Origin of the sequence: Agromyces bracchium, assembly GCF_009709675.1 — a bacterium.
Taxonomy (GTDB): domain Bacteria; phylum Actinomycetota; class Actinomycetes; order Actinomycetales; family Microbacteriaceae; genus Agromyces; species Agromyces bracchium.
In genome coordinates this window covers 32,337-55,928 of the sequence record NZ_WMLB01000047.1, presented here as the reverse complement: position 1 = coordinate 55,928, position 23,592 = coordinate 32,337, and the positions used below count along the sequence as shown (strand labels likewise).

Genomic DNA, 23,592 nt, shown 5'->3' with positions numbered 1-23,592 from the left:
GCCGCCGCGCTCAGCCGGCGGGCGTGCCCTTCAACCGTTCGAGCAGGATCCGGTTGAACATGAGCGGCTGCTCGATGTTCGCCGCGTGCCCGTCGCGGGCGATGACCACCGAGTCGGCGAGGGGGTTGAGCGCGGCGGCGGCCGCGGCGTGCTCGGCGGGCCAGAACTCGCTCTCGGCGCCCGCGACGAAGAGGACCGGCACGTCGCACGCGGCGACGACCGGACGCCAGTCTCGTCTGGCGTGGTCGTTCAGGAGCGCGAGCTCGGCCTCGGTGAACGCGGGCGCCCCGCCGCGCGGCACCTCGAGCGAGGTCAGCAGCCGTGCGATGCGCACGAGTCCCTTCGACTTCGCGGGGAAACGCCCGGGATCGGGGATTCCGGTCGCGAAGTACGTGTCGCGGTTGCCCTCGTCGTAGTCGTAGAACCCGTGCGGCCAGTCGGCCGAGTTCAGCATGCACGGCGTCTGGTCGACGATCACGAGGTCGCGGATCCGTTCGGTGCCGTGCTCGGCGACGAGCGCCCACAGCGCGTCGCCGCCCATCGACTGGCCGACGAGCGTCGCGTCCGTGAGGTCCAGACCGTCGAGCAGGTCGAGGATGTCGCGGCCGTGCCGCTCCATCGTCGGCTCGCCCTCGCCCGCCTCGGACTTCCCGTGCCCCCGCCGGTCGAGCGCGATGACGCGGTACCCGGCGCGGGCGAGCGGCTTCACCTGGTACCGCCAGCTCGTCGCGGGGGCCTTGAAGCCCGCGACCAGCACGACCGGGCGCCCGGCAGGGTCGCCGTACTCGAGGTAGTTCAGCCGCGTGCCGTCGGATGCGATGAGGTCGACCACGGTCCGCCCCCCTTCCGGGTCGTGTGGATGCACCCTATCCGGGCGCCCGCGCTCAGGCGAGCGGGTCGGTCCCGAGGTCGCGCACGGTGTAGAACTCGTGGTCCCAGAGCGCGTAGACGACCCACGTCGGCAGGATGTACGACGCGGGCATGAAGTCGCGCTGCGACGCGTGGATCTGCCAGCCCTCGAACTTCTTGCCGACCTCGGCCGGCATCGCGTAGTCGGGCTCCGGCTGGTTCGCGACGACGAACGCGCCGGTCTCGCCGCCGAAGGTCGTGAGCGCCTTCGTCGGGCTGATCGTGTACACGAGGTGGTCGGGTCCGGTGTAGGAGCCGCCGGACTCCTCGAGCTCGGCGATCGCGAGTTCGGTCACGCGGCCCATCTCCATGTGGTCGGCGTGGCCGGTGGCGCCGCTCTCGGGCCAGAACGCGACGACGACGTCGGGGCGGAAGTCGCGCATCGCGTCGGCGACGCGTTCGACGAGCTCGTCCTCGTCGATGTCGGGCAGGCCGCCGTCGGGATACTCCCAGACCTCGTGCTCGTCGACGCCCAGGTTGAAGCTGTTCTTCAGCGCCTCTGCGGCGCGGACCGTGCCGAGGTCCTCCTGGCGCGCGACGACGGGCACCTGGTGCCCGGCCTCGCCGCGCGTCGCCGTGATCATCGCCGTCTCGGCGCCGTCCTGCGACGCGCGCCAGAACAGGCCGTTGACGGTCTGCTCGTCGTCGGGGTGGGCGAAGACGCCGAGCACGCGCTCGCCGTCGAGTTCGGCCACCACCGAGTCGACGCCTCGCGCGCTCGGTTCGTGGAACAGGTCGCGGCCCGCCCAGTAGGCCGCGCCGACCGCGGCGAGGACGACGGCGGACACGGTGATGAGCGCGACGGTGCGCTTGCGCATGGGGGTGATGCTCTCGTTCGGGGTGGCCGCGGGTGACGGCACGTCAGGGGGCGCGGGAATGCTACTCCGCGTGCGCGCGAATCCCGAATCGCGCTCGGCCGACGGGCTCGTGGGCGCACCGGCGATCCACAGCCCACGCATAAGCGCCGTCCCTAGGGTCGGTCGGGTCCGAACCGACGCCGACCGCGTCGCCGAATGAAACCGAGGTCTCCATGCCCGCGTCCCGCCGTTCCATCTCCCTCGCCGCGCTCGTCATCCCGCCGTTCGAGCTCATCGCGTCGATCGCCGTCCTGGTGATCGGCATCGTGATGACGATCGCCGAGAACGACGCGCTCGTCGCGGCCCTGAACAGCCCGGATGCCACGGCCGCGGACGTGTACGGCGGCCAGTCCCGCGTCACGGTCGCCGCTGCGATCCTGACCGCTGGCATCCTCGCCGTGGTCGTGTCGCTCGCGACGATCGCGATCGCGGGAAGCATCCGCGCGTTCGCCCCGCGTCCCGAGGCGGCGGCGGCGCTCGCCGATGCCCATGCCGATGCGGATGCCGACGCGGACGGCGATGACGGGGTGGCCGTCTTCGCTGATGACGACGACGCCGTCGAGCCCGTCGGCGAGGACGGCGAGCCGACTCCCGCCGAGACCACGACCGAGCCCGCGACCGACGACCGGGACGTCACGCCTGGAGCGTCGTCACCCGCCCGTTGAGGTCGGAGGCCGCGGCATCCGTCGACCAGAGCGCGACCACCTCGTCGGCGAGCCGCTGCTCGAGCCCGGCGAGCGCCTTCACGCGGAAGGTCACGGCCGCGCCCGGCGAGTCGGCCTTCGCGAAGCCGTCGGCGAGCGAACGCATCCACGACTCGCTCGCGGCCTTGATCGCGGTGTAGTTCGCGCCGCCCGCGGTCGGCTTCTCGACGGTCGTCGACGACACGATCGCGACCCGGCCGGCCGGTGAGGCGACGAGGTCCTCCCAGAACACGCGACTGGCGTACCGCAGCGCCGTGAGCGAGCGCTCGAGGAGGCGGTAGTCCTCCTCGGTCTGGCCGGGGATTCCGCCGCCGCCGCGCCATCCGCCGACGAGGTGCACCACGCCGTCGACGTCGCCGAGCTTCGCGTGCACGCGCATCGCGAGCTCGAGCACGTCGTCGCCGTCGGTGAGGTCGGCGCGCTCGCCGACGACGCCGGGGAGCTCGACCTCGAGTTCGTCGAGGCGGCCCTGGTGCGTGCCGACGACGACGACCTTCGCGCCGTGCTCGACGAGGGCGCGCGCGACCGCGCGACCGGAGGCGCTCGTGGCGCCGGCGATGACGACGACCTTGTCCTGGAGGGTGTTCACGGTAGGGGATCCTCTCACGGGTCTCGGGGTGCGCGCTCCACGCGCCGGTGGTCGAGCAGGCCGCTCGCGGCCGCATCGAGACCCGTGAGGGGTCTGGATACGCGCGCTTCGCGTGCTACTCGGCCACCGGCATCGCAGCGATCTCGAGGCCGTCAGGCGTCGGCGGCGGTGATGCCCACGGTCGACTCGATGACGGGCTTCATCTTCTTGTCGAGCGCCTCGAAGAACATCGAGAGGGGGAACTCGTCGTCCATCACGAGGTCGGTGTAACCCTTGGGCGGGCCGGCGAGCACCTCGCGCGGCAGCCCCTCGGCCCACACCGATGCCGGGTTGGGCGTCAGCACCCCGCGGACCAGCTCGTACGCGGCGAGCCAGTGCGCGGTCTTCGGCCGGTCGATCGACTTCCAGTAGAGCTCGTCGATCGCGTCACCGAGCTCGACGACCGCGTCGGGCACGGCCTCCCAGTCGAACGTGAGCTTCACGTCGGTCCAGTCGAGCACGTGCTTCTGGTGCAGCCACGCGAAGAGCAGCTGGCCGCCGAGCCCGTCGTAGTTGCGCACGCGCGAACCCGTGATCGCGAACCGGAAGATCCGGTCGAAGATCACGGCGTACTGCACGAGCTTGCCCGTCGAGCGCATCTGCTCCTCGACGTCGCTGAGCTGCTCGCCGGCCGCGAGACGGGCGTCGAGCCCGCGCTGGATCTTCACCGACTCGCGGAACGCGGTGAGGTCGCAGCGCAGCTCTTCCAGCGAGTAGAGGAAGAACGGCATCCGCTGCTTGATCATGAACGGATCGAACGGCAGGTCGCCGCGCATGTGCGTGCGGTCGTGGATGATGTCCCACATCACGAACGTGCGCTCGGCGAGGTCCTGGTCCTCGAGGAGGCTCGCCGCGTCATCGGGCAGTTCGAGCTTGGTGATCTCGGATGCCGCGCGCACGACCCGGCGGTACCGGGCCGCCTCGCGGTCCTGGAAGATCGCGCCCCACGTGAACGGCGGGATCTCGCGCATCGCGACCGTCTCGGGGAACAGCACGGCCGAGTTCGTGTCGTAGCCGGGCGTGAAGTCGACGAGGCGCAGGCTCACGAAGAGCTTGTTGCCGTAGTCGCCGGCCTCGAGGTGCGCGATGAACTCGGGCCAGATCGTCTCGACGACGAGCGCCTCGACGTGCCGGTCGAGCGAACCGTTCTGGGTGTACATCGGGAACACGACGAGGTGGCGGATGCCGTCGACGCGGTGCAGCTGCGGCTGGAACTCGACGAGCGAGTCGAGGAAGTCGGGCACGCCGAGGCCGTCGGCCTGCCACTTCCGGAAGTCGGCCTGCAGCGCCTCGAGGTACGCGGCCTCGTGCGGGAAGCGGGGCGCGAGTGCGGCGACCGACTCGACGATGACGTCGACGAGGGCGGATGCCTCGGGCTTGTCGGACTCCTCGGGGACCGAGCCGTCCTTCACCTGCAGGCCCTGCAGCGCAGTGGCCGACTCCTTCAGGCGGACCCAGGCGGGGTCTGACTCGACCCCGTCGGCGAGCGTGATGCGCTCGGGGGTCATCTCGATGCGGGCAGCCTCGTCCTCGAGGACCTCGGGTTCGCCAACGATCGTCTCAATGGTGCTCTGTGACATCGGAAACCTCCGTTCCTCATGGGTCGGGCCGCTCGGAGGCGGCATCGGGTGGGCGCGGCGAATCCGCGCGCATTCCAAGGCTACGTGCGCCGCCTCCGCGATTGATTGCGGTTCGGCGCGGGAATGTTGCGTCCCGGCGCGAAATCGCGCGCGGTTCCTGCGGACGGCGACGATCGTGCGGTGCGCCGTTCGGAGCACGTACGCCGCGCGCAGCACTGAGGGGGATCGCGCAGCAGTACTGAGGCGACGGCACGGCAGTACTGAGGGAAGCTCGGGAAAACCGGGTTCACCTTCGCGGGCGCGCACGGATCCGGCAGTCCCGAGCCGTTCGTAGCTTGGCCGTATCCCGACAGCAGGCTCGATCGATGGAAGGAATGGAGCCATGAACACAAGGACGGCGACGACGGTGATCCTCACCGGGTCGCTCGTGATGCTCATCGGCGGCGGGACCGCGTCCGCCGCATGGGGCGGCCCGGTCCGGGAGGACCGCGTCCCGTCGGCCGTGGGCCTCGCTCGGGGACAGGTGATCGTGCGCGACGACCTCTCCCCGGCAGCGACGGGCGAATCGGTCTCCTCGATCTTCGAGGGTCTCGGCCAGGTGCAGGGGTTCAGCGCCGAGGCACGCCGCGAACTCCACGCGGTGACGCAGCCGAGCTCGGTCACCCCGTTCAGCGCCGACGTGCGCCGTGAGCTGCACTCGGTCGTCGTGCCGACGGAGCAGGGCGCGATCAGCGCCGACGCGCGTCGCGAGCTGCACTCGAGGGCGGCCGCGAGCGGCAGCGCCGAGATGCAGGGCACCCGGCTCTCCGAGTACGCCGAGGCGATGCAGTCGTCGTCGACGACGAGCGCGGACATGCAGGGCCAGCGGCTGTCGGAGTACGCCGACGCCATGCGGGAAGCTCCGGCGACGGAGTCGCCCGAGGCCGATGTCTCCCCGCTCGGGAGCGGCCGATGAGGCCGGTTCGGGGGCGCACCGCAGACGGGCGCGGCAGGTCGGATCGACCGCCGCGCCCGTCCTCGTCGGCGGCATGCGGCCGTGCACCCGGACGGCGTCGGAACGCACGCGTAGCCTGAATGCATGCAGGCGGCGACGGGGCGACGCCGACGGACGCGGACCGCGTCCGCGATCCTCGTCGCGACCACGATCGCCCTGGGGCTCACCGCCTGCGACGCCGTCCTCACGGCTCCTGGCACCGACGCGCCGCTGCCGTCGGCGACGCCGAGCGGGTCCGCGCCATCCGCTGCCACCGCGTCGCCGCAGCCGACCGCAGAGGCCGGCCCGCGCGTCGTGCCGGGGCCCGTCGTGCTGGGCGGCGATCGCGTCACCGCGCTCGTGCCGCGCCTGGCCGCGATGCGTACCGAGGGCTTCGTCGCCGCCGCTCGATGGGCGGTCCCTCCCGGCGCGACCGCGTTCGGCGAGGCGCTCACCGCCCGTGTCGCGGCCGCGGTCCGCGGGTTCGCCGAGGCGAACGGTGCCGCATGGACGCCGGGCCTCGACCTCGTGGCGGGCGGCGCGAGCGCGCCCTGCGCCGGTGGAAGCGCCTTCGCGGCGAACCCGACGAGGCTGACCGTCGACTGCTCGATCGTCGTGGCCTCCGGCGGCGTCATCGGCGAGCGACTCGTCACGGCCCGCACGGCCGACGGCGCACCGACCGAGGTCGCCCGAGAGGTCTGGTACGCGGATGGCGCGGGAGGTGCGCCGCACGACGGCGCCGCCCTCTACGCGGAGGGTTCCGAGGCGCGGGTGCTCGCCCTCGTCGCCGAGGCGCTCCGCGCCGCGGGTCGCATCGCCCCCGGCGAGGACCCGTTCGCACGGCTGGCGCCCGAGGCGGCCCGCGCGCTGCTCGTCGACTCGTCCGCCGCCGAGGTCGGGGTCGTCGTCACCCTGTCCGTGCCGGGCGCCGAACGATCCCGCCCGCGATCCGTGCTCGTGCCGTGGCGCCTGCTCGACCCGTTCCTCTCCGAAGCCGGATCGCTGGTCCGGGCGGCCGCGGTCTCCGGCGAGCCGTACGAGCCGGCGTCGGCGCCGGCCGGCGGCGACCCGGTCGACTGCACGCTCCTGGCGTGCGTCTCGCTCACCTTCGACGACGGCCCGAGCTCCCTGACCCCGGCACTGCTCGACGTCCTGGACCGCGAACGCGCAGCGGCGACGTTCTACGTCCAGGGGTCGGCCGTGGCGCGCAATCCCGGTACGGCGGCGCGCATCGTCGCCGCCGGGCACGAGATCGCGAACCACACGTGGGCGCACCCGAACCTGACCAAGCTCACCGACCAGCAGGTGCGCGACGAGGTGCGGCGGGCGCAGGAGGCGATCTCGAACGCGACCGGAGTACGCGCGACGAGCCTGCGACCGCCGTACGGCGCCTCGAACCCGCACGTGCGCGAACTCGTCCCGATGCCGTTCGTGGTCTGGGACGTCGACACCCGCGACTGGCAGGACCCGGGCGTCGACGTGGTGGTCGAACGGGCCGTCGGCGGTGCCGTGCCCGGAAGCATCGTGCTCATGCACGACACGCACGAGGACACGATCGAGGCGGTCCCGGCGATCATCGACGGGCTGCGGGCGAGGGGCGCCGCGGTCGTGAGCGTCGACGACCAGTTCGCCGGTTCGCTGCCCGGAGCCGGTGCACTCGTCAGCCACGGCCCACGCTGAGCGGCCGCGTCCCGCGCGCCGGCCCGACACGGCCGCATCGCGTGACCTTCGGTCCGTCGCGGCGGGTCCTGCGCGGGCCAAGATACGAGCATGGAAGGCCAGCGCCCGAAACCCGATCGCACGCTCGTCGTCATCCTCGCCGTACTGGGGGTGCTCGTCGTCGTCGCGCTCATCGCCGTCTTCACGCGGGGCGAGCCGGCGCAACTCGACGAGAGCACCCCGGAAGGCGTCGTCCAGCGGTACTCCGCCGCCGTCATCGACGGCGACGAGGCGGCCGCGATGGAGTACCTCGACCCCGCCGTCGCCGAGGACTGCGTGCGCATGCCGTTCGGAGACCGCGCCGGCATGCGCGTGACGCTCGTCGACACCACCGAGCGCGACGACACCGCCGACGTCGACGTGCTCATCGTCACGACCTTCGACAGCGGACCCTTCGGATCCTCCGAGTACGAGGAGCCCGGCGTGTTCGACCTCGTGCGCGTCGGCGGCGAGTGGCGCATCGAGGTCGCCCCGTGGCCGCTCGCGATCTGCGACCCGACGGTGGTACCGGGATGAGCGCCCCGACCGCGGGGTCGGCCCAGGGCACGGTGCGCCGCCTGATCGTCTTCGTCCTGCTGTTCGTGCTCGTCGCGATCACCGCGATCGGCCTCGGCGGTCTCCTCGAGCGTGCGCTCGACGTCGATCGCACGCTCGCGGCGGGCGGCGCGGACGACCTCGCGCTCCAACTGGCCTTCACCCTGATCGGCGGCCCGCTCGCCGCCCTGCTCTGGTGGGCGTCGTGGCGACGGATGGCGGAGCCCGCCGAACGCGGCTCGATCGCGTGGGCGCTCTACCTCACCGCGATGGGCACCGTCTCGTTGGTCGTCGCCACGATGTCGATCGCCGGCGGCCTCGCGGACCTCGTCGGCGGCCGCTGGAATCCCGGCGGCCTCGCGATCGGGCTCGTCTGGGCACTGGTCTGGCTGTGGCACCGGTGGATGCTCCGGCATCCCGTCAAGGGCCCGACGCGCCTCGCGACGGTGCCGCTCGTGATCGGAGCGGCCTACGGGCTGATCGTCGGCGCGCGCGGGGCGATCGCCGCCCTGGCGGCGGTGTTCGACGCCGCGATCCGCGGGGCCTCCGAGACGGTGCTCGTCGGCCGCGACTCCTGGGGCCAGGCGGCGCTCGACGCCCTCGTCTGGACCGTGATCGGCGCGCTGGTCTGGTGGTGGCACTGGGTGCGCGACGACGTCAGGCGCATCCCGACCGGGTTCGCCGCGGTCGCGCTCGTCGTCGTCGGCGTGCTCGGCGGCGCCGCGGCGATGCTGGGCGGCATCGGCACCGCGCTCTTCGTCGGGCTCCGGCTCGCCTTCGACCCGAGCGAGCCGGCCGGCGCCGTCCTCGTCCCGCTCGGCACGGCGATCGCCGCCGCGGCGGTGGGCGCGATCGTCTGGATCGTGCACTCGCGCATCGCCCGAGCGCACTCCGACGCCACGCGACGCGCGGCCGTGCTCGTGATGTCGGGCCTGGGGCTCGTCGCCGCGGCATCCGGCATCGGGGTCGTCGTGAACGCGCTGCTGGCCGAGCTGTCGTCGCCGCTCGCGTCCTCCGGGAACCGGGCGCTGCTGCTCGGCGGGATCAGCGCGATCGTGGTCGGCGGGCCGGTCTGGTGGCTGAACTGGCGGCCGACGCATCGACCCGAGCCCGCCGACGCCGTCGACGTGGGGCGACGGATCTACCTCATCGCGGTGTTCGGCGCGAGCGCGGTGGTCGCACTCATCACGCTCCTCGTCGTGGCGTATCGCGTCTTCGAGTTCGTGCTCGACCCCGTGACGGGCGCGTCGCTCGTCGACCGGATCCGTGCGCCGCTCGGACTGCTCGTCGCGACCGCGCTCGTGTTCGCCTACCACTTCGCGGTCTGGCGACGCGATCGGGCGCTGATCGCGGAGGCGGGCGTCGCGCCCGGCCGGCGCATCGCACGAGTGGTGCTCGTCGCGGCCGGTGACACCGACGCGGCCGAACGCGCGATCGCCGACGCGACCGGGGCGAGCGTGGTCGTGTGGCGCAGGGCGGAGGCGCATGTCGGCGCGGGCGAGCCGGTCGCTGTCGAGGCGGGTGCGGAGCCCAGCCTCCGGGCCGCCGTCGAACCCGGCGTCGAACCCGCTGCGGTCGTCGAGCCGTCGGCGCCCGGGGCCGGTCCGGATGCCGCCAGGGTCGTCGCCGCGCTCGAGGGCCTGACCGCTCGGCGGGTGCTCGTGCTCGTCGGACCGGGCGACCGGGTCGAGGCGGTGCCGCTCGTCGAGTGAGCCCGAGCGCAGGCCTTACGCCGCCCGCCTCATGCCGCACGGGCCCGCCGGGCTCACGCCCAGCGGCGCACCGCCCACCGCTCGAGCAGCCCGACGAGCGCGTCGCTCAGCTTGCCGAGCACCGCGAGCAGGATGATCGCGAGGAAGATGCGGTCGATGCGGCCCGTGTTGCCCGAGTCGCTGAGGAGGAACCCGAGGCCCATCGACGAGGCGATGAGCTCGGCCGCGACGAGGAAGAGCCAGGCCTGCGCGAGCGCGAGGCGGAGCGCCGCGATCACCGAGGGCACCACGGCCGGAAGCTGCACCGTCGCGAAGAGGGTCGCGCCCCGCAGGCCGAACGCGCGGCCGGCCTCGAGCAGGCGCCGGTCGACGTGGCGCAGGGACGCGGCGACGATCGTGTAGACGGGGAAGAACGCCCCGATCGAGATGAGGATGACCTTCGAGTCCTCGCCGATGCCGAACCACAGGATGAGCAGCGGCACCCACGCGAGCGACGGCACCGCGCGCACCGCGCCGAGCGTCGGCGAGAACAGCACGTCGCCGAGCCGCGAGAGGCCGACGACCGCGCCCGCGAGCAGGCCGAACAGCGCGCCGAACGCGAACCCGATGAACACGCGCTGCGTCGAGATCGCCACGTAGAGGCCGAGCAGGCCCCGCTCGGCGAGGTCGACCGCCGCGAGCCACACCATCTCGGGGCTCGGCAGCTGCGAGACGGGCACCGCGCCCGACGTCGACACGACCTGCCAGGCGGCGAGCAGCGCGAGCGGGATCAGCGCGCCGCCGACGATGCGGAACCACCGGCGCGAGGTGAGCGCGCGGCGGTCGCGACCCGGTCCGCCGCGACGGATGACGGATGCTGCCGCGGGCCGCTCCTCGTCCCCGGATGGCCGTGCGTCGACGCCGACCGGCCCCGTCGCATCCGCCGCGGCCACTGGCCGCCCGCCGACCGCGACGGGTGCCGCGAAGGCCGACCCGACCGAGCCGTCGGGCAGGCCCGAGCGCTCCGTGTCCGTCGTCTTCGCGGCATCCGTCGTCATGGTCTGCTCCCTGGATGGGTTCCGGCTACTTCGCGAACCGCTCGGGGTCCGCCTGCGTGACGTACGAGTCGTCGATGAGGGTCGCGAGCGCCTCGTCGACCTGGTCCTGCGAGGCCACGTCGCCGAGCTCGACGAACACCGGCCCGATCTTCTCGAGGAGCGCCACCTGCGCGTCGCCGGGGACCGGGTCGACGTCGAGGTTGGAGCGCTCGAGGATGACCTTCGAGGCGATGGACTCGTCGAGGCCGGCGACCTCGGCGAGGATCGCGGCGGTCTCCTCGGGGTTCTCGGCCGCCCAGGCGCGCGCCCGCTCGTACGCGTCGACGACGGCCTGCGCGAGCGCGGGCTTCTCCTCGAGGAACGACTCGGTCGCGTTCAGGAAGCCGTAGCTGTTGAAGTCGACGTTGCGGTAGATGAGCGTCGCGCCCGCCTCCTCGGCACCGGCCATGATCGGGTCGAGGCCCGCCCACGCGTCGACGGCGCCGTTCTGCAGTGCGGCCCAGCCGTCGGCGTGCTGGAGGTTCTCGACCGTGATGTCGTCGGGCGAGAGGCCCTCGGCCTCGAGCGTCTGCAGGAGGAAGAAGTACGGGTCGGTGCCCTTGGTCGCGGCGACCGTCTTGCCCTCGAGATCGGCGACCTCGTCGATCTCGCTGCCCTGGCCCGCGACGATCGCCGACCACTCGGGCTGCGAGTAGATGTCGATCGTCTTGATGGGCGAGCCGTTGGCGCGGGCGAGGAGCGCGGCAGAACCCGCGGTCGAGCCGACGTCGATCGCGCCGGCACGCAGCGCCTCGTTGGCCTTGTTCGAGCCGGCCGACTGGACCCAGGTGACCTCGAGGCCCTCGTCCTCGAGCCAGCCCTGGTCCTTGATGATGAGGCTCAGCGGGTTGTAGGTCGCGAAGTCGATGTTCAGGGCCTGGCCCTCGAGCGAGTCGCCCTCGGCGACGGCCTCGGCTGGCTGGTTCTCGCCGGCGACGCAGCCCGACAGCAGCAGGGCGGTCGCGGCGGCGCCCGCGACGAGCGCGGTGCGGAAGACGGTGGTGCGGGACACGGGTGCTCCTTCTCGGTGGGGTGGGTCGGGCGTCGACGGCGGTGCTGTGGTCTGGCCGTCGTCGCCGGTCAGTACGGGTAGTGCGGGATGGTCGTGGTGGCCTGGATGCCGCGTGCGGCGCCGTGCCGGTCGATGCCGAGGCCGTCGAGCAGGCGGCCGCGGAGCTCGGCGAGTTCGGCCGAGCCGCGGTCGCGCGGGCGGTGGCCCGGCACGACGACGGTCTGGCGGATGCCGGCTCCGGGCTCGTCGCCGTCGGTGCCGAGCAGCACGATCCGGTCGGCCAGCTGCAGCGCCTCGTCGACGTCGTGCGTGACGAGCAGCACGGTCGTCGGCTCGGCCGCGTGGACGTCGAGCAGGAGGTCCTGCATCTTCAGGCGCGTGAGCGCGTCGAGCGCGCCGAACGGCTCGTCGAGCAGGAGCACCTCGGGGTTGCGCGCGAGCGCGCGGGCGAGCGACGCGCGTTGCGCCATGCCGCCGGAGACCTCGTGCGGGCGGTGCCCGGCGAACTCGGCGAGGCCGACGAGTTCGAGCAGGCGTGCGACCTGCGCGCGGCCGTCGCGACGTGCGGTGCCGCGAGGCAGGCCGAGCGCGACGTTCTTCTCGATGCTCCGCCAGGGCAGCAGCCGCGGCTCCTGGAAGCCCACCGCGCAGCGCACGTCGTACGGGCGGACCGGAGCCTCGTCGATCGCGACCTCGCCGGAGGTGGGATGGTCGAGGCCCGCGACGATCCGCAGCAGCGTCGACTTGCCGCATCCGCTCGGACCGAGGATCGCGACGATCTCGCCCGCGGCGACGTCGAGGTCGACGCCGCGCAGCACGTCGCGCGTGCCGCCGTCGGGCGCCGTGAACGCGCGGCCGACCCCGCGCAGCGCGACGGGCGCCGCGGGTGCGGCGGTCGCGGCGCCGGCGGACGCGGGTCCGGCGGGTGCGGTTCGTGCGGTGGCCATGGCGTGCTCCGGGTCGGTGTGGGTGGTCGCTCGACGCTAACCGGATTGTGCTCTCCGCCGCCGTGCCGGCGAAGCACGGCGTAACACCCGCGCGACACGCGGCGTCACACGCGGTGATGGGTCACGGCGTCCGGGTCGCGCCGCCGGAGCTGCGGCCGCGGGTCAGAGCGGCTTCGCCAGGTGCAGCGACGCGACCTCGTAGCCGAGGCCGCGGTAGAGCGCGATCGCGCCGTCGTTACCGCCGAAGACGTTGAGCATGAGCCGCGCCGCCCCGTGCTCGCGCGCGATCCCCTCGCCCGCGAGCATGGCCGCACGGGCGATGCCCCGCCGCCGGAAGTCGGGGTGCACCTCGACGTCCCAGATCCACCAGAGGTCGCCCTGCTCGTCCCACGGCCCGAGCCACAGCCACCCGGCGTCCTCGCCGTCGACGCGGATCGCGTGCAGCAGCTGGCCGTCGACGAGGCGGCCGTCGGGGAAGAAGCGCTCCTCCGAGGCGCGTCGGCCTGCCGCCGCCTGCTCGGGGGTGTCGCCGGCGTCGAGTCGTGCCTGCTCGTAGAGCGCCATCGCGGTGGGCAGCCACGCGGCGACCTCGGCGTCGGACATCAGCACGAGTCGCACCTCGGAGTCGGTCATGGGGGTGATTCTGCCGCCCACGACGCCGGCGCGGCGCGCGGCGCCGCGCCGGGTTGCGAGAATGATCCCCATGGCGAGAACCGTTCGTGGAGCGAACCTCCTGATCACCGGCGCGGCGGGCGGCATGGGCCGCATGTACGCCGAGCGGGCCGTCTCGGAGGGAGCGGCATCCGTCGTGCTCTGGGACCGCGCCGCGTCGGCACTCGCGCGCACCGCCGACGAACTCGGGCGGCAGGCGCAGGGGCGCACGCGCGTCCGCTCGTACGTGGTCGACGTGGCCGAGTCGGGGGCGATCGCGAAGGCGGCGCACAAGGTCCGTCGGGACCTCGGCACACCCGACATCCTCGTCAACAACGCCGGCATCGTGCGGGGCAACGCCTACTTCTGGGAGACCGACAGCGGCGACGACATGCGGCCGACGATGCTCGTCAACGCCCTCGCGCCGATGTACGTCACGCGCGAGTTCCTGCCCGCGATGATCGCGCGCGGCCGACCCGCCCGGATCGTCAACGTCGGCAGCGCGGCGGGCACGCTCGCGAACCCGCGCATGGCCGCCTACGCCGCCTCCAAGGCGGCGCTGAACGGCTGGAGCGACTCGCTCCGCCTCGAGCTCGAGCAGGCCGGCCACCGGCACGTGACGGTCACGACCGTGACCCCCTCGTACATCTCGACGGGCATGTTCCACGGCGCGCGCGGCCCGATCCTCGCGCCGGTCCTCGAGCCCGAGTTCGTCGTCGACCGCGTCTGGCGCGCGATGCTCGCCGGACGGCCCCTCGTCGAACTGCCCGCCAGCGTCCGGCTCTCGCGCGCGTTGCGCGGCCTGCTGCCGACGCGCGTGTTCGACCGGGTCGTGGGCGACGGGTTCGGCGTCTACCGCTCGATGGAGCGGTTCACCGGCCGGGGCTGATCCCGGGTCAGTCGTCGCCGCCCTTGTCGCGGCCCTTGCCCTTGCCGGGCTTGTCGTCGGCGTTGCCCGGACCGCTGTCGTCGGCCTCGTCCTCGGTCTCGTCCCCGTCGTCGTCCGACGCGTCGGTGGGCGTCGGCGACGGGGTCGGCGTCGCCGCGGCGATCGCCGCGTCGAGGTCGGCGCGGACGAGCGCGATCGCCTCGGTGATGCTCGCCGCGCGGTCGGCGTCGAGGGTGCCGTCGGCGAGCGCCGCATCGACCTCCGCCTGCAGGGCGTCCAGGCGCGCGAGCGCGTCGGCGAAGTCGCCGGCCGCCGAGGACTCGGCGATCGAGACCACCTGCGTCCGGAAGCCGGTCGCCTGGCCGGCGTCGTCCTGCGCGGTGGCGCAGCCGGCGAGGCCCGCAGCGAGGGCGATGGTGACGGATGCCGCGGCCACCGCGCGGCGCAGTCGCGAGGTCATGGCGAGACCGCCTCCTCCAGCTGGTCGAGGTGCGTTCCGAGGTCGCCCTCCACGCTCGGCATCGGCGCCTCCGACGGCGTCGGCTCGGTCGCGGCACCGCCGCCCGCGAGGGCGCCGACCGCGACGGGCACGATCACGGCCGCGCCGATGACGACGAGGGCGGCGGCGATCGCGATGACGAGCCGTCGCGGCAGTCGTCTCGGTGCCGATACGCCGTCTGCGGCCCTCGCCGGTCCCGGTACCGCGGGCGCGGCGGCGAAGCCGGTCAGCACGCGGGTGTCCGCCGTCGCGTCGTCGTCGGACGCCGCGGCGGACGGGGTCGCGGACCCGTCCACCCGTGTGGCGGGGAGGACCCGCGTGTCACCGTCGTCCGCAACGGCGGGCGTGAAGATCGCGGTCGCCGCACCGGTCTCGCCCGGGTCGGCGCCGTCGGTCACGAGGGACTCGGTCGCGAGCGCCACGTCGAGCGCGGTCGGACGGTCCGCGGGATCGCGTGCGGTCATCGCGGCCAGGAGGTCGCGCCATCCGGCCGGAAGCTCGGTCGGGATGTGCGGGTCGCGCACGAGGCGTGCGCTCGCCGACTCCAGCGCCGGCCCCGGGTAGGGCTGAGCGCCGGTGACGGCCTCGAGCAGGAGCAGGCCGAGCGAGTACACGTCGGCGCTGCTGCCCACCGCCTCGCCGCGCACCTGCTCGGGGCTGAGGTAGCCGGGCGTGCCGATGATCCGACCGGTCGCGGTCAGCCGCGACTCGTCGAGCAGCCGCGCGATGCCGAAGTCGGCGAGCTTCGCGTTCCACCGCCGCGTCGGCAGGTGCGCGGGTGCGAGCAGCACGTTCGCGGGCTTCACGTCGCGGTGCACGATGCCGCGGGAGTGGATGACGTGGAGGCCCTCGGCGAGGTCGGCGAGCACGCGCGCAGCGTCGCGGAGGGGGATGGGGCCGCGGTCGAGCACCCGGCGGAGGTCCTCGCCGTCCACGAGTTCCATGACGAGGAACTCGCGCCGGCTCGCCGGGTCCTTCGCCGCGTCGTAGAGCGTGACGAGGGCGGGGTGGGTGAGGCTCGCGAGGAGCGCCGTCTCGGAACGGCGCCGGTCGGCGTCGTCGATGCCCTCGGCCGAGGCCGTGAAGACCTTGACGGCGACCCGGCGGCCGAGCGCAAGGTCGTCGGCCCGGTACACCGCGGCCATGCCGCCGCGCCCGATGAGGCCGTCGACGCGGTACCGGTCGGCCAGGATCGATCCGAGGACCGGGTCGGTCGCGGGATTCGCGACCTGTTCCGTGGGGGAGTCCATCTGACGAAGGGTAACCCCTCGCGCTGGACGTCGGATCGGGGTTGCGGACGGGCGGCCGGACGGTGCAGCGCCGGAGGATCAGCCGAAGATCATCGGCAGGTCGTCGTCGTCGCCCGCTTCGTCGCGCGCGAGTTCCACGAGGACGGGCACGTGATCGCTGGGTGCGTCGCCCTTGCGCTCGTTGCGGTGGATGGAGGCATCCGTCACCTGGTCGGCGAACGCCGCCGACCCGAGCACGAAATCGATGCGGAGGCCCTCGTTGCGGGGGAAGCGGAGCTGCTTGTAGTCCCAGTAGGTGTAGCCCGTGGGGACGATGGGGCGGACGACGTCGGTCATCCCCGCCTCCTCGAGGGCGCGGAACGCCGCGCGCTCGGGCGGGGAGACGTGGGTCGTCACGCCCTCGATGACGGTCGGGTCGCCGTTGTCCTCGTCGAGCGGGGCGATGTTGAAGTCGCCCATGAGCGCGAACGGGCGCTCGGGGTGCGCGGTCGTCTCGGCGCGGGCGAGGTCGGTGAGCGCCGCGAGCCAGTCGAGCTTGTAGGTGTAGTGCGGGTCGCCGAGCGATCGCCCGTTCGGCACGTAGAGGCTCCAGAGGCGGATGCCGTCGACCGTCGCGCCGATCGCGCGCGCCTCCTTCGGCAGGTCGGGGCCCTCGTGGCCCTTCAGGAAGCCGGGCATGCCGGGGAACTCGGTCTCGACGTCGGCGATCGGAAGCCGGCTCGCGATCGCGACGCCGTTCCACTGGTTCAGCCCGTGCAGCGCGAGGTCGTAGCCCGCCTGCTCGAACGCCTCGTGCGGGAACTGCTCGGGCTTGCACTTGATCTCCTGCATCGCGAGCACGTCGACGTCCTCGCGCACCATCCAGTCGACCACGCGGCCGTAGCGGGTGCGGATCGAGTTGACGTTCCAGGTGGCGATGCGCATGGATTCCAGCCTAGGGTCGCCCGCCGACCCCGCCCTACGCGGGCGTCAGCGCCGGCGCGGCTCGTGCCGGCCGATGCGCGGCACCACGATCCAGAACGCGAGCAGGAGCAGCAGTGCGATGGCTCCGGCGACGTACCCGGCCTGGCGGTTGACGGTGACGTCGAAGATGAGCATCGCGACGCCTGCGGCCACGAGCGACACCACGACCAGCAGGATGAGCAGCAGCGAGTTCGCGATCCGCACGACCCGGTCCTTCTGCTTCTTGCCGCTCAGCTGCCGGTGCAGGATCACCGGAGCGAGGCCGAGCATGGTCGCGGTCGTCGCGAGGATGACGAGGACGAGGTAGAGCACGACCTCCTGGGCGTCGAGCTCGGCGAACTTCGGCTGGAATGCGACGGCCAGCAGGAAGCCCGTGATGAGCTGCGTCCCCGTCATCACGACGCGCAGCTCCTGGAGGATGTCGTTGAACTTCCGGTCGTAGCGCTCCGCCTCGGTCTCGTGACGCTCCTCGGCCGCTCCCGAGCGCTCCGCTGCCGACCCGTGCACTGCGTCTGACGTCATGGCCGGGATGCTACGCCGGTTGCACGCCGGACGCGGTGATGGCCGCGCCGAGCGCGAACGCCCCGACCATGAGCACCATCCCGGCGATCGGGATCCAGAACGCGATGCGCTTCAGGACGAGCACGACGACCGCGGCGACGAGTGCGATCGCGGCGACGACGATCGGCAGGATCATCGCGAGCAGCATCCCGGTGCCGATGCGGTCGTAGTCGCACGTCGACGAGGCCCCGCACGAGTCGCCGGCGAACGCGAGGAAGAACGAGAAGAACAGCAGCATGAACGCCAGGCCCGCCATGAGCACCAGCAGCACGATGGTGAGCACCAGGTCCCACACGATGACGGGCCGCTTCGCGGGTGCGGCGACGTCCTCCGACATCCGACCCTCCCCCGGCGCGCCCCGCGCGCCCTGACCGAAGTCTGACAGCGGCCGAGCCTGCTGCCAAGATGTGAGGAGGGCCGAGCGGGAGGGTGGGCACGTGAGGTACAGCATCGAGGGCGTCGGCGGTCTCCCCGAGATCGGCGTCGGGGCCGACCTGGCCGCGCTCATCGTCGGCGCGATCGGCGAACCGCTCGCCGACGGCGACATCCTCGTCATCACCTCGAAGATCGTCTCGAAGGCCGAGGGGCGGATCGTGCAGGCCGACGATCGCGAGCAGGCGATCACGGACGAGACCGTCCGCGTCGTCGCGACGCGCCAGACGGGCGAGTTCACGACCCGCATCGTCGAGAACCGGCTCGGCATCATCGGCGCCGCAGCGGGCGTCGATGCGTCGAACGCCCCGGAGGGCACGGTACTGCTCCTGCCCGTCGACCCGGACGCGTCCGCGCGGGCGCTGGCCACCGGCATCCGCTCGCTCACCGGCGCTCGCGTCGGCGTGCTGCTCTCGGACACGCTCGGCCGGCCGTGGCGCGAGGGCCAGACCGACATCGCCATCGGCGCGGCCGGCGTGCACGTCTTCGACGACCTGCGGGGTCAGGCGGATGCCTCGGGCAAGCCCCTGGCGGTGACCATGCCGTGCGTGGCCGACGAGCTCGCCGGCGCGGCGGAGCTCGTGAAGGGCAAGTCCGCAGGGGTGCCGGTGGCGGTCGTCCGCGGGCTCGGCCGCCTCGTCGGCGACCTCGACCTGCCGGGCGCCCGCACGATCGTGCGGCCGGCCGATCGCGACCTGTTCCGCCAGGGGGCCGAGGAGGCGTACGACGAGGGCTACCGCGCGGGCTTCGACGAGGCGCAGGCCGAGGGGCCGCTGCGCGCGGAGTGACGGGTTCGCGCCCGACGGCACGACGCGGATCGTGATTTCTGGATCCAAGATGCAGACTTCGCCGTGATCTTTCGGATACATTCGGGATCCATGACGGCAGGCGAGCGCAACGGCGCGGACGAGTCCATCGAGGTCGGGACGCCGAGCGATCCGGAGGCGGCGCTCGCGCGGCTCGCCGGGCGCCACGCCGTCGGGTACCGGTCGGTGGGCGTCATGGCGTACGACATCATCCGCGAGGCGATCCTCGACGGAACGCTCCCGCCCGGGCACAAGCTGCGGCAGGAGACGCTCGCCGAGCTGATCGGCGTCTCGCGGCTGCCCGTGCGCTCGGCTCTGATCCAGCTCGAATCCGACGGCCTCGTCGAGTTCCACGACCGGCGCGGTGCCGTCGTCAAGTCGCTCTCCGTCGAACAGGCGCGCGAGGTCTACCAGCTGCGCATCCTGCTCGAGACGGCGGCGCTGCGGCAGTCGATGGCCGACATGACCGACCAGCGGCTCGCGCGCCTCCGCGAGCTCGGGCGGACCGCCGATGCGAAGCAGGAGGGCGGCGACTTCGTCGACGCCCGGACCGCGTTCTACGCGGAGCTCTACGATGCCGCCCGTCGACCGATCCAGTGGGAGCTCATCGAGCAGCTCCGGCTGAAGGTCGGCCGCTACATGCTCGGGTGGCGCCTCGTCGGCGACGACACCCACCACCACTCGCACGACGAGCTCACGGATGCGGTCGCCGCGGGCGAGGTCGAACCCGCCGTGCAGCTGCTGCAGCATCACCTCGAGGGCGTGCGCGACGGCGTGCTCGAGATGCTCGAGGCGGAGTCCCTCGCGCAGGCGGCGCCGGCCCGTCGTCGGCGTTCGCGCGGCTGAGTCCCTCCAGCCTGAGCTGCTCCGCGGCTGAGTCCCTCCAGCCCGAGGAGTCCGCGGCTGAGTCCCTCCAGCCCGAGCCGCTCCGCGCCACGTGGCGCTCGAAGTCCATGCTTGCATTCTGGATCCAGTATCCGAAATAATGGACGAGCGGGAGGTGGACCCGCCGTTCGGGCCGACCGGCCCCGAATGACACCACTGCGACGACGCGTCAGGATGGAGGGGTGTCAGTGCACATCGGCTACGCCGCGATGCTCGAGCAGTTCCCTCCATCCGACGCGGTCGCGTATGCGGAACTGGCGGAACGGCACGGGTTCTCCGGCACCATGGCGACCGACCACTTCCAGCCCTGGCTCCCGCAGCAGGGGCAGTCGGCGCACGTTTGGAGCGTGCTCGGCGCGATCGGCGCGCGCACCCGGGGCGACTTCGGCCCGGGTGTCACGACGCCGACCTTCCGCACCCACCCGGCAGTGGTCGCCCAGGCCAGCGCGACCCTCGCCTCCATGTACCCGGGCCGGCACTGGCTCGGGATCGGCTCCGGCGAGGCGCTCAACGAGCACGTCGTCGGCGAGTACTGGCCCGAGGCGCACGAGCGCATCGCGCGCATGTTCGAGGCCGTCGAGGTCATCCGCAAGCTCTTCGCCGCCTCGATCGCCGGCCGCGAGGTGCGACACCACGGCCCGCACTTCCGAATGGAGACGACGCGACTCTGGACCATGCCGCCCGTCGCGCCCCAGGTGCTCGTCGCGACCAACGGTCCGGTCACCGCACGTCGGGCCGGCAAGGCGGCCGACGGGCTGATCACGACGGGCGGGCCGTACGACCGGCTCGCCGCGCTGGTCGCCCGGTTCGCCGAGGGCGCCCGCGAGTCGGGCCGCGACGCGAGCGCGATGCCGCGAGTGCTGCAGCTCCACGTGTCGTGGGCCGAGACCGACGCCGAGGCGATGCGGAACGCCCTGACCGAGTGGCCGATCGGCGGCATGCGGTTCTCGCGCAGCGACATCCGCTCGCCCTTCGAGTTCGAGCAGCTGGCGCGCACCGTGCGACCGGAGGACTTCGAGGGCCGGATGCTCGTGTCCTCCGACCCCGACGTGCACCGCGCGCACCTCCAGCGCCACCTCGACCTCGGCTTCGACCGGATCTACCTCCACAACGTCGGCCGCAACCAGCAGCGGTTCCTCGAGGTGTTCGGCCGCGACGTGCTTCCGGGGCTGCGCGCATGAGCACGGCGACCAGCGCGCAGCCGGCGGGCCCGACGCTCGCGGTGCGCGTGCTCGAGGGCATCGGCGAGATCCGCCCCGGCGACGATCTCGTGGAGGTCGTGCTCGCGTCGGCCGGCGACACGCTGGTCGACGGCGACATCCTCGTCGTGACCTCGAAGGTCGTCTCGAAGGCCGAGGGGCGGATCGTTCGAGCGGCGGATCGCGAGCAGGCGATCACCGACGAGACGGTGCGCGTCGTCGCGACCCGGGCGCACGAGGGCGGCATCACCCGCATCGTCGAGAACCGGCTCGGGATCGTCGCGGCGGCCGCGGGCGTCGACGCCAGCAACACCGAGGACGGCACCGTGCTGCTGCTGCCCGTCGACCCCGACGCCTCGGCCCGCCGGATCGCCGAGGGCGTGCTGGCGCGGACCGGCCGCCGGATCGGCGTCATCCTCAGCGACACCCTCGGCCGCCCATGGCGCGAGGGGCAGACCGACGTCGCGATCGGCGCCGCCGGCGTGCAGGTGCTCGACGACCTGCGGGGCACGACGGATGCCGCGGGCAAGCCCCTCTCGGTGACCATGCCGTGCGTCGCCGACGAGCTCGCCGCGGCGGGCGACCTGGTCAAGGGCAAGGCGAGCGGATGCCCCGTGGCCGTCGTCTCGGGCGTCGGGCACCTCGTCGGACCGCTCGACCTGCCCGGCGCGAGGTCGATCGTCCGGCCCGCCGAGCGCGACCTGTTCCGGCTCGGCGCCGACGAGGCGATGGCGCAGGGCATGACGGCGGGCCGCACCGCCGGGTACTCGGCCGGCCGCTCGATCGGCTTCGCCGAGGGATTCGCCGCCGCGCTCGCCGCCGTCGAGCGGGAGCGGGTGCCCCGATGAGTCCGCGAAACGACGCGCCCGGCTGGATCGTCGTCGTGCCAGTGAAATCGCTCACGGGCGCGAAGACCCGGCTCGCACCCGAGCTCGGGCCCGCGGAGCGGGCCGCGCTCGCGCGGGCGTTCGCGCTCGACACGATCGACGCCGCGCGTGCGGCGCGTGCCGTGCGGCGGGTCGTCGTCGTGTCCGACGAGCCGGTCGTCGAGCGCGAGCTGCGCGGCGTGCCCGGGGTCGACGTCGTGCCCGAGTTCGGTCCGCGCGGCCTCGCCGCTGCGATCGCGCACGGCATCGCCGTCGCCCGTGCGGCCGCGCCGCCGACGCTGCCGTCGACCGCTCCCGCGATCGAGACGTCGCGGATGCAGGGTGCTGCTCGCCATCCGGGACGTTTCGATGAGACCGCGGAGGCCCGCGAGGAAGCGGCGAGCGGGGCGGATGGCGCGGTCGCGGTGCTGCTCGGGGACCTGCCGGCCATGGGGCCGGACGACCTCGATGCGGCGCTCGAGGCCGCGGCGCGGCATCCGCTCGCCTTCGTGGCCGATGCCGAAGGGACAGGCACCACGCTCGCGACCGCGCTCGCCGGGGTGCCGTTCACCGCGCACTTCGGGCCCGACTCGGCCGCCCGCCACCGCGCGGCCGGCTTCGCCGACCTCGTCGCGCTCGAGCCTCGCGCGATCGCGCCGGGACTCCGCCGCGACGTCGACACCGCGGGCGAGCTGCGCGAGGCCATCGCGCTCGGCGTGCACGTCCGGACCGCCGAGGTGGTCGGCGGGCTCGGCGACCGGGTCGACCTCGCCGACGGCGCCGCGCCGCGGCATCCGCTCGACCCATCGACCGCGCCCACGGGCGCCGCAACCGCGCCGCACGGCGCAGACAGGAAGGCAGCATCGTGACCCTGACCCTCGGATACAAGGCCAGCGCCGAGCAGTTCGACCCGCGCCAGCTCGTCGAGATCGCCGTCGCGGCCGAGGCGCACGGCATGGAGTCCGTGTGGGCGAGCGACCACTTCCAGCCCTGGCGCCACACCGGCGGGCACGCGCCCTTCTCGCTCACCTGGATGGCGGCCGTCGGCGAGCGCACCTCGACCGTGAAGATCGGCACGAGCGTCATGACGCCGACGTTCCGGTACAACCCGGCGGTGCTCGCGCAGGCGTTCGCGTCGCTCGGCGTCATGTATCCCGACCGCGTGATCGCCGGCTTCGGCACGGGCGAGGCGCTCAACGAGATCGCGACCGGCTTCCAGGGGGCCGGCGAGCAGGAGTGGCCCGAGTTCCGCGAGCGCTACGCGCGACTCCGCGAGGCGGTCCGGCTGATGCGCGCGCTCTGGAACGGCGAGCGCGTGAACTTCGAGGGCGAGTACTACTCGACCCACGACGCGTCGATCTACGACCGACCGGATGGCGGCGTGCCGATCTACATCGCGGCGGGCGGGCCGCAGGTCGCGAAGTACGCCGGCCGGGCCGGCGACGGCTTCATCTGCACGTCGGGCAAGGGGGCAGGGCTCTACGTCGACCAGCTCATGCCGGCCGTGAAGGACGGGCTCGAGGCCCGGGGCGACGGACTCGCGTTCGACGGGTACGACCGCATGATCGAGATCAAGCTGTCGTACGAGGAGGACGAGGACGACGCGCTCGACAACTGCCGGTTCTGGTCGCCGCTGTCGCTCTCGAAGCAGCAGAAGCACGACATCACCGACCCGGTCGAGATGGAGCAGGCCGCCGACGCGCTGCCGATCGAGGAGATCGCGGGCCGCTGGATCGTCGGCACCGACCCCGACGAGGTCGTCGCCCAGATCGGGCAGTACGTGGACTGGGGCTTCAACCACCTCGTGTTCCACGCGCCCGGCCACGACCAGCTGCGATTCCTCGAGCTGTTCGAGCGCGACCTCGCGCCGAGGCTGCGCGCGCTGGGGTAGCCGGTCGCACCGGTGGTCGAGCGCTCGCGGCGACTCGACCACCGATCGT

General features: G+C 73.1%; 25 protein-coding genes. 12 read left to right on the top strand and 13 right to left on the bottom strand.

The window, feature by feature from the left end; translation table 11 throughout:
- Positions 1 to 10 precede the first annotated feature (10 nt).
- Both GJ743_RS19060 and GJ743_RS19055 read right to left on the bottom strand, forming a co-directional pair.
- Entirely contained in the window at positions 11 to 832 is an 822-nt protein-coding gene (locus tag GJ743_RS19060; protein ID WP_328289363.1) for an alpha/beta fold hydrolase, read from the bottom strand.
- 52 nt (positions 833 to 884) lie between these two features.
- Positions 885 to 1,727 carry a PIG-L deacetylase family protein gene (locus tag GJ743_RS19055; RefSeq protein WP_196217069.1) on the bottom strand — a complete coding sequence of 281 codons (843 nt, stop codon included), beginning with the start codon at positions 1,725 to 1,727 and terminating at the stop codon, positions 885 to 887.
- Between the two features lie 212 nt (positions 1,728 to 1,939).
- On the opposite strand from GJ743_RS19055, the gene GJ743_RS19050 reads away from it, so the two are divergent.
- Entirely contained in the window at positions 1,940 to 2,431 is a 492-nt protein-coding gene (locus GJ743_RS19050; protein WP_155053478.1) for a hypothetical protein, read from the top strand.
- Here the strand turns inward: GJ743_RS19050 and GJ743_RS19045 are convergent.
- Together GJ743_RS19045 and GJ743_RS19040 are read right to left on the bottom strand one after the other, a co-directional pair.
- Positions 2,400 to 3,059 (bottom strand): SDR family NAD(P)-dependent oxidoreductase, encoded by a 660-nt coding sequence (locus tag GJ743_RS19045; protein WP_328289362.1) that lies wholly within the window; start codon positions 3,057 to 3,059, stop codon positions 2,400 to 2,402. The genes GJ743_RS19050 and GJ743_RS19045 overlap by 32 nt on opposite strands.
- A gap of 152 nt (positions 3,060 to 3,211) precedes the next feature.
- Positions 3,212 to 4,678, bottom strand: coding sequence for a DUF6421 family protein (locus tag GJ743_RS19040; protein WP_155053477.1), 1,467 nt, complete (start codon positions 4,676 to 4,678; stop codon positions 3,212 to 3,214).
- Between the two features lie 382 nt (positions 4,679 to 5,060).
- Here GJ743_RS19040 and GJ743_RS19035 point away from each other — a divergent pair, with 382 nt between their 5' ends.
- From GJ743_RS19035 to GJ743_RS19020, 4 genes are all read left to right on the top strand, one after another.
- Positions 5,061 to 5,633 carry a hypothetical protein gene (locus tag GJ743_RS19035; RefSeq protein ID WP_155053476.1) on the top strand — a complete coding sequence of 191 codons (573 nt, stop codon included), beginning with the start codon at positions 5,061 to 5,063 and terminating at the stop codon, positions 5,631 to 5,633.
- 123 nt (positions 5,634 to 5,756) lie between these two features.
- Entirely contained in the window at positions 5,757 to 7,331 is a 1,575-nt protein-coding gene (locus tag GJ743_RS19030; RefSeq protein WP_155053475.1) for a polysaccharide deacetylase family protein, read from the top strand.
- A 90-nt stretch (positions 7,332 to 7,421) separates the two neighbouring features.
- Positions 7,422 to 7,886: a nuclear transport factor 2 family protein gene (locus tag GJ743_RS19025; protein WP_155053474.1), complete on the top strand. Its 465-nt coding sequence runs from the start codon at positions 7,422 to 7,424 to the stop codon at positions 7,884 to 7,886.
- Positions 7,883 to 9,616 carry a DUF5671 domain-containing protein gene (locus GJ743_RS19020; RefSeq protein WP_155053473.1) on the top strand — a complete coding sequence of 578 codons (1,734 nt, stop codon included), beginning with the start codon at positions 7,883 to 7,885 and terminating at the stop codon, positions 9,614 to 9,616. The genes GJ743_RS19025 and GJ743_RS19020 overlap by 4 nt, the downstream gene beginning before the upstream one ends.
- 53 nt (positions 9,617 to 9,669) lie before the next feature.
- On the opposite strand, the gene GJ743_RS19015 is transcribed toward GJ743_RS19020, so the two are convergent.
- From GJ743_RS19015 to GJ743_RS19000, 4 genes are all read right to left on the bottom strand, one after another.
- A complete protein-coding gene (locus GJ743_RS19015) occupies positions 9,670 to 10,653 on the bottom strand; it encodes an ABC transporter permease (RefSeq protein WP_155053472.1) in 984 nt (327 codons plus the stop codon).
- A 25-nt stretch (positions 10,654 to 10,678) separates the two neighbouring features.
- On the bottom strand, positions 10,679 to 11,704 hold the full coding sequence (locus GJ743_RS19010; RefSeq protein WP_328289361.1) for an aliphatic sulfonate ABC transporter substrate-binding protein: 1,026 nt from the start codon (positions 11,702 to 11,704) through the stop codon (positions 10,679 to 10,681).
- Between the two features lie 68 nt (positions 11,705 to 11,772).
- A complete protein-coding gene (locus GJ743_RS19005; protein ID WP_155053471.1) occupies positions 11,773 to 12,651 on the bottom strand; it encodes an ABC transporter ATP-binding protein in 879 nt (292 codons plus the stop codon).
- A gap of 162 nt (positions 12,652 to 12,813) precedes the next feature.
- Positions 12,814 to 13,284 (bottom strand): GNAT family N-acetyltransferase, encoded by a 471-nt coding sequence (locus GJ743_RS19000; RefSeq protein WP_196217068.1) that lies wholly within the window; start codon positions 13,282 to 13,284, stop codon positions 12,814 to 12,816.
- 70 nt (positions 13,285 to 13,354) lie between these two features.
- Here GJ743_RS19000 and GJ743_RS18995 point away from each other — a divergent pair, with 70 nt between their 5' ends.
- On the top strand, positions 13,355 to 14,191 hold the full coding sequence (locus GJ743_RS18995) for an SDR family NAD(P)-dependent oxidoreductase (RefSeq protein WP_155053469.1): 837 nt from the start codon (positions 13,355 to 13,357) through the stop codon (positions 14,189 to 14,191).
- 7 nt (positions 14,192 to 14,198) lie between these two features.
- Here the strand turns inward: GJ743_RS18995 and GJ743_RS18990 are convergent, their stop codons facing one another.
- From GJ743_RS18990 to GJ743_RS18970, 5 genes are all read right to left on the bottom strand, one after another.
- Entirely contained in the window at positions 14,199 to 14,651 is a 453-nt protein-coding gene (locus GJ743_RS18990) for a hypothetical protein (protein WP_155053468.1), read from the bottom strand.
- The gene (locus GJ743_RS18985) at positions 14,648 to 15,940 is read right to left on the bottom strand and encodes a serine/threonine-protein kinase (RefSeq protein WP_155053467.1); all 1,293 of its coding nucleotides are present in this window, start codon (positions 15,938 to 15,940) and stop codon (positions 14,648 to 14,650) included. Before GJ743_RS18985 ends, GJ743_RS18990 begins: the two co-directional genes overlap by 4 nt.
- Positions 15,941 to 16,018: 78 nt before the next feature.
- A complete protein-coding gene (locus GJ743_RS18980) occupies positions 16,019 to 16,864 on the bottom strand; it encodes an exodeoxyribonuclease III (protein ID WP_155053466.1) in 846 nt (281 codons plus the stop codon).
- Positions 16,865 to 16,909: 45 nt separating this feature from the next.
- Positions 16,910 to 17,425 carry a DUF6328 family protein gene (locus GJ743_RS18975; RefSeq protein WP_155053465.1) on the bottom strand — a complete coding sequence of 172 codons (516 nt, stop codon included), beginning with the start codon at positions 17,423 to 17,425 and terminating at the stop codon, positions 16,910 to 16,912.
- A gap of 10 nt (positions 17,426 to 17,435) precedes the next feature.
- A complete protein-coding gene (locus GJ743_RS18970) occupies positions 17,436 to 17,915 on the bottom strand; it encodes a hypothetical protein (RefSeq protein WP_328289360.1) in 480 nt (159 codons plus the stop codon).
- On the opposite strand from GJ743_RS18970, the gene cofE (GJ743_RS18965) reads away from it, so the two are divergent.
- The 6 genes from cofE (GJ743_RS18965) to fgd all read left to right on the top strand — a co-directional run bounded on the left by cofE (GJ743_RS18965) (position 17,902) and on the right by fgd (position 23,543).
- Positions 17,902 to 18,684 (top strand): coenzyme F420-0:L-glutamate ligase, encoded by a 783-nt coding sequence (gene cofE, locus GJ743_RS18965; RefSeq protein ID WP_328289359.1) that lies wholly within the window; start codon positions 17,902 to 17,904, stop codon positions 18,682 to 18,684. The two genes, GJ743_RS18970 and cofE (GJ743_RS18965), sit on opposite strands and share 14 nt — an antisense overlap.
- Before the next feature lie 90 nt (positions 18,685 to 18,774).
- Complete coding sequence (locus GJ743_RS18960) at positions 18,775 to 19,548, top strand: GntR family transcriptional regulator (RefSeq protein WP_155053463.1); 774 nt, start codon at positions 18,775 to 18,777, stop codon at positions 19,546 to 19,548.
- A 221-nt stretch (positions 19,549 to 19,769) separates the two neighbouring features.
- A complete protein-coding gene (locus GJ743_RS18955; protein WP_328289358.1) occupies positions 19,770 to 20,768 on the top strand; it encodes a TIGR03557 family F420-dependent LLM class oxidoreductase in 999 nt (332 codons plus the stop codon).
- Positions 20,765 to 21,634, top strand: a complete 870-nt coding sequence (gene cofE, locus GJ743_RS18950) for a coenzyme F420-0:L-glutamate ligase (protein ID WP_155053462.1) — start codon at positions 20,765 to 20,767, stop codon at positions 21,632 to 21,634. Before GJ743_RS18955 ends, cofE (GJ743_RS18950) begins: the two co-directional genes overlap by 4 nt.
- Positions 21,631 to 22,521: an NTP transferase domain-containing protein gene (locus GJ743_RS18945; protein ID WP_155053461.1), complete on the top strand. Its 891-nt coding sequence runs from the start codon at positions 21,631 to 21,633 to the stop codon at positions 22,519 to 22,521. Before cofE (GJ743_RS18950) ends, GJ743_RS18945 begins: the two co-directional genes overlap by 4 nt.
- Complete coding sequence (gene fgd / locus GJ743_RS18940; protein ID WP_328289357.1) at positions 22,518 to 23,543, top strand: glucose-6-phosphate dehydrogenase (coenzyme-F420); 1,026 nt, start codon at positions 22,518 to 22,520, stop codon at positions 23,541 to 23,543. Before GJ743_RS18945 ends, fgd begins: the two co-directional genes overlap by 4 nt.
- Positions 23,544 to 23,592 lie beyond the last annotated feature (49 nt).

What these genes read in the sequence shown, in the direction of transcription:
- GJ743_RS19055 (WP_196217069.1), bottom strand. Translation starts at nt 1,727, where the DNA reads ATGCGCAAGCGCACCGTCGCGCTCATCACCGTGTCCGCCGTCGTCCTC.
- GJ743_RS19050 (WP_155053478.1), top strand. Translation starts at nt 1,940, where the DNA reads ATGCCCGCGTCCCGCCGTTCCATCTCCCTCGCCGCGCTCGTCATCCCG.
- GJ743_RS19040 (WP_155053477.1), bottom strand. Translation starts at nt 4,678, where the DNA reads ATGTCACAGAGCACCATTGAGACGATCGTTGGCGAACCCGAGGTCCTC.
- GJ743_RS19035 (WP_155053476.1), top strand. Translation starts at nt 5,061, where the DNA reads ATGAACACAAGGACGGCGACGACGGTGATCCTCACCGGGTCGCTCGTG.
- GJ743_RS19030 (WP_155053475.1), top strand. Translation starts at nt 5,757, where the DNA reads ATGCAGGCGGCGACGGGGCGACGCCGACGGACGCGGACCGCGTCCGCG.
- GJ743_RS19025 (WP_155053474.1), top strand. Translation starts at nt 7,422, where the DNA reads ATGGAAGGCCAGCGCCCGAAACCCGATCGCACGCTCGTCGTCATCCTC.
- GJ743_RS19020 (WP_155053473.1), top strand. Translation starts at nt 7,883, where the DNA reads ATGAGCGCCCCGACCGCGGGGTCGGCCCAGGGCACGGTGCGCCGCCTG.
- GJ743_RS19015 (WP_155053472.1), bottom strand. Translation starts at nt 10,653, where the DNA reads ATGACGACGGATGCCGCGAAGACGACGGACACGGAGCGCTCGGGCCTG.
- GJ743_RS19005 (WP_155053471.1), bottom strand. Translation starts at nt 12,651, where the DNA reads ATGGCCACCGCACGAACCGCACCCGCCGGACCCGCGTCCGCCGGCGCC.
- GJ743_RS19000 (WP_196217068.1), bottom strand. Translation starts at nt 13,284, where the DNA reads ATGACCGACTCCGAGGTGCGACTCGTGCTGATGTCCGACGCCGAGGTC.
- GJ743_RS18995 (WP_155053469.1), top strand. Translation starts at nt 13,355, where the DNA reads ATGGCGAGAACCGTTCGTGGAGCGAACCTCCTGATCACCGGCGCGGCG.
- GJ743_RS18990 (WP_155053468.1), bottom strand. Translation starts at nt 14,651, where the DNA reads ATGACCTCGCGACTGCGCCGCGCGGTGGCCGCGGCATCCGTCACCATC.
- GJ743_RS18985 (WP_155053467.1), bottom strand. Translation starts at nt 15,940, where the DNA reads ATGGACTCCCCCACGGAACAGGTCGCGAATCCCGCGACCGACCCGGTC.
- GJ743_RS18980 (WP_155053466.1), bottom strand. Translation starts at nt 16,864, where the DNA reads ATGCGCATCGCCACCTGGAACGTCAACTCGATCCGCACCCGCTACGGC.
- GJ743_RS18975 (WP_155053465.1), bottom strand. Translation starts at nt 17,425, where the DNA reads ATGACGTCAGACGCAGTGCACGGGTCGGCAGCGGAGCGCTCGGGAGCG.
- GJ743_RS18970 (WP_328289360.1), bottom strand. Translation starts at nt 17,915, where the DNA reads ATGCTGTACCTCACGTGCCCACCCTCCCGCTCGGCCCTCCTCACATCT.
- GJ743_RS18960 (WP_155053463.1), top strand. Translation starts at nt 18,775, where the DNA reads ATGACGGCAGGCGAGCGCAACGGCGCGGACGAGTCCATCGAGGTCGGG.
- cofE (WP_155053462.1), top strand. Translation starts at nt 20,765, where the DNA reads ATGAGCACGGCGACCAGCGCGCAGCCGGCGGGCCCGACGCTCGCGGTG.
- GJ743_RS18945 (WP_155053461.1), top strand. Translation starts at nt 21,631, where the DNA reads ATGAGTCCGCGAAACGACGCGCCCGGCTGGATCGTCGTCGTGCCAGTG.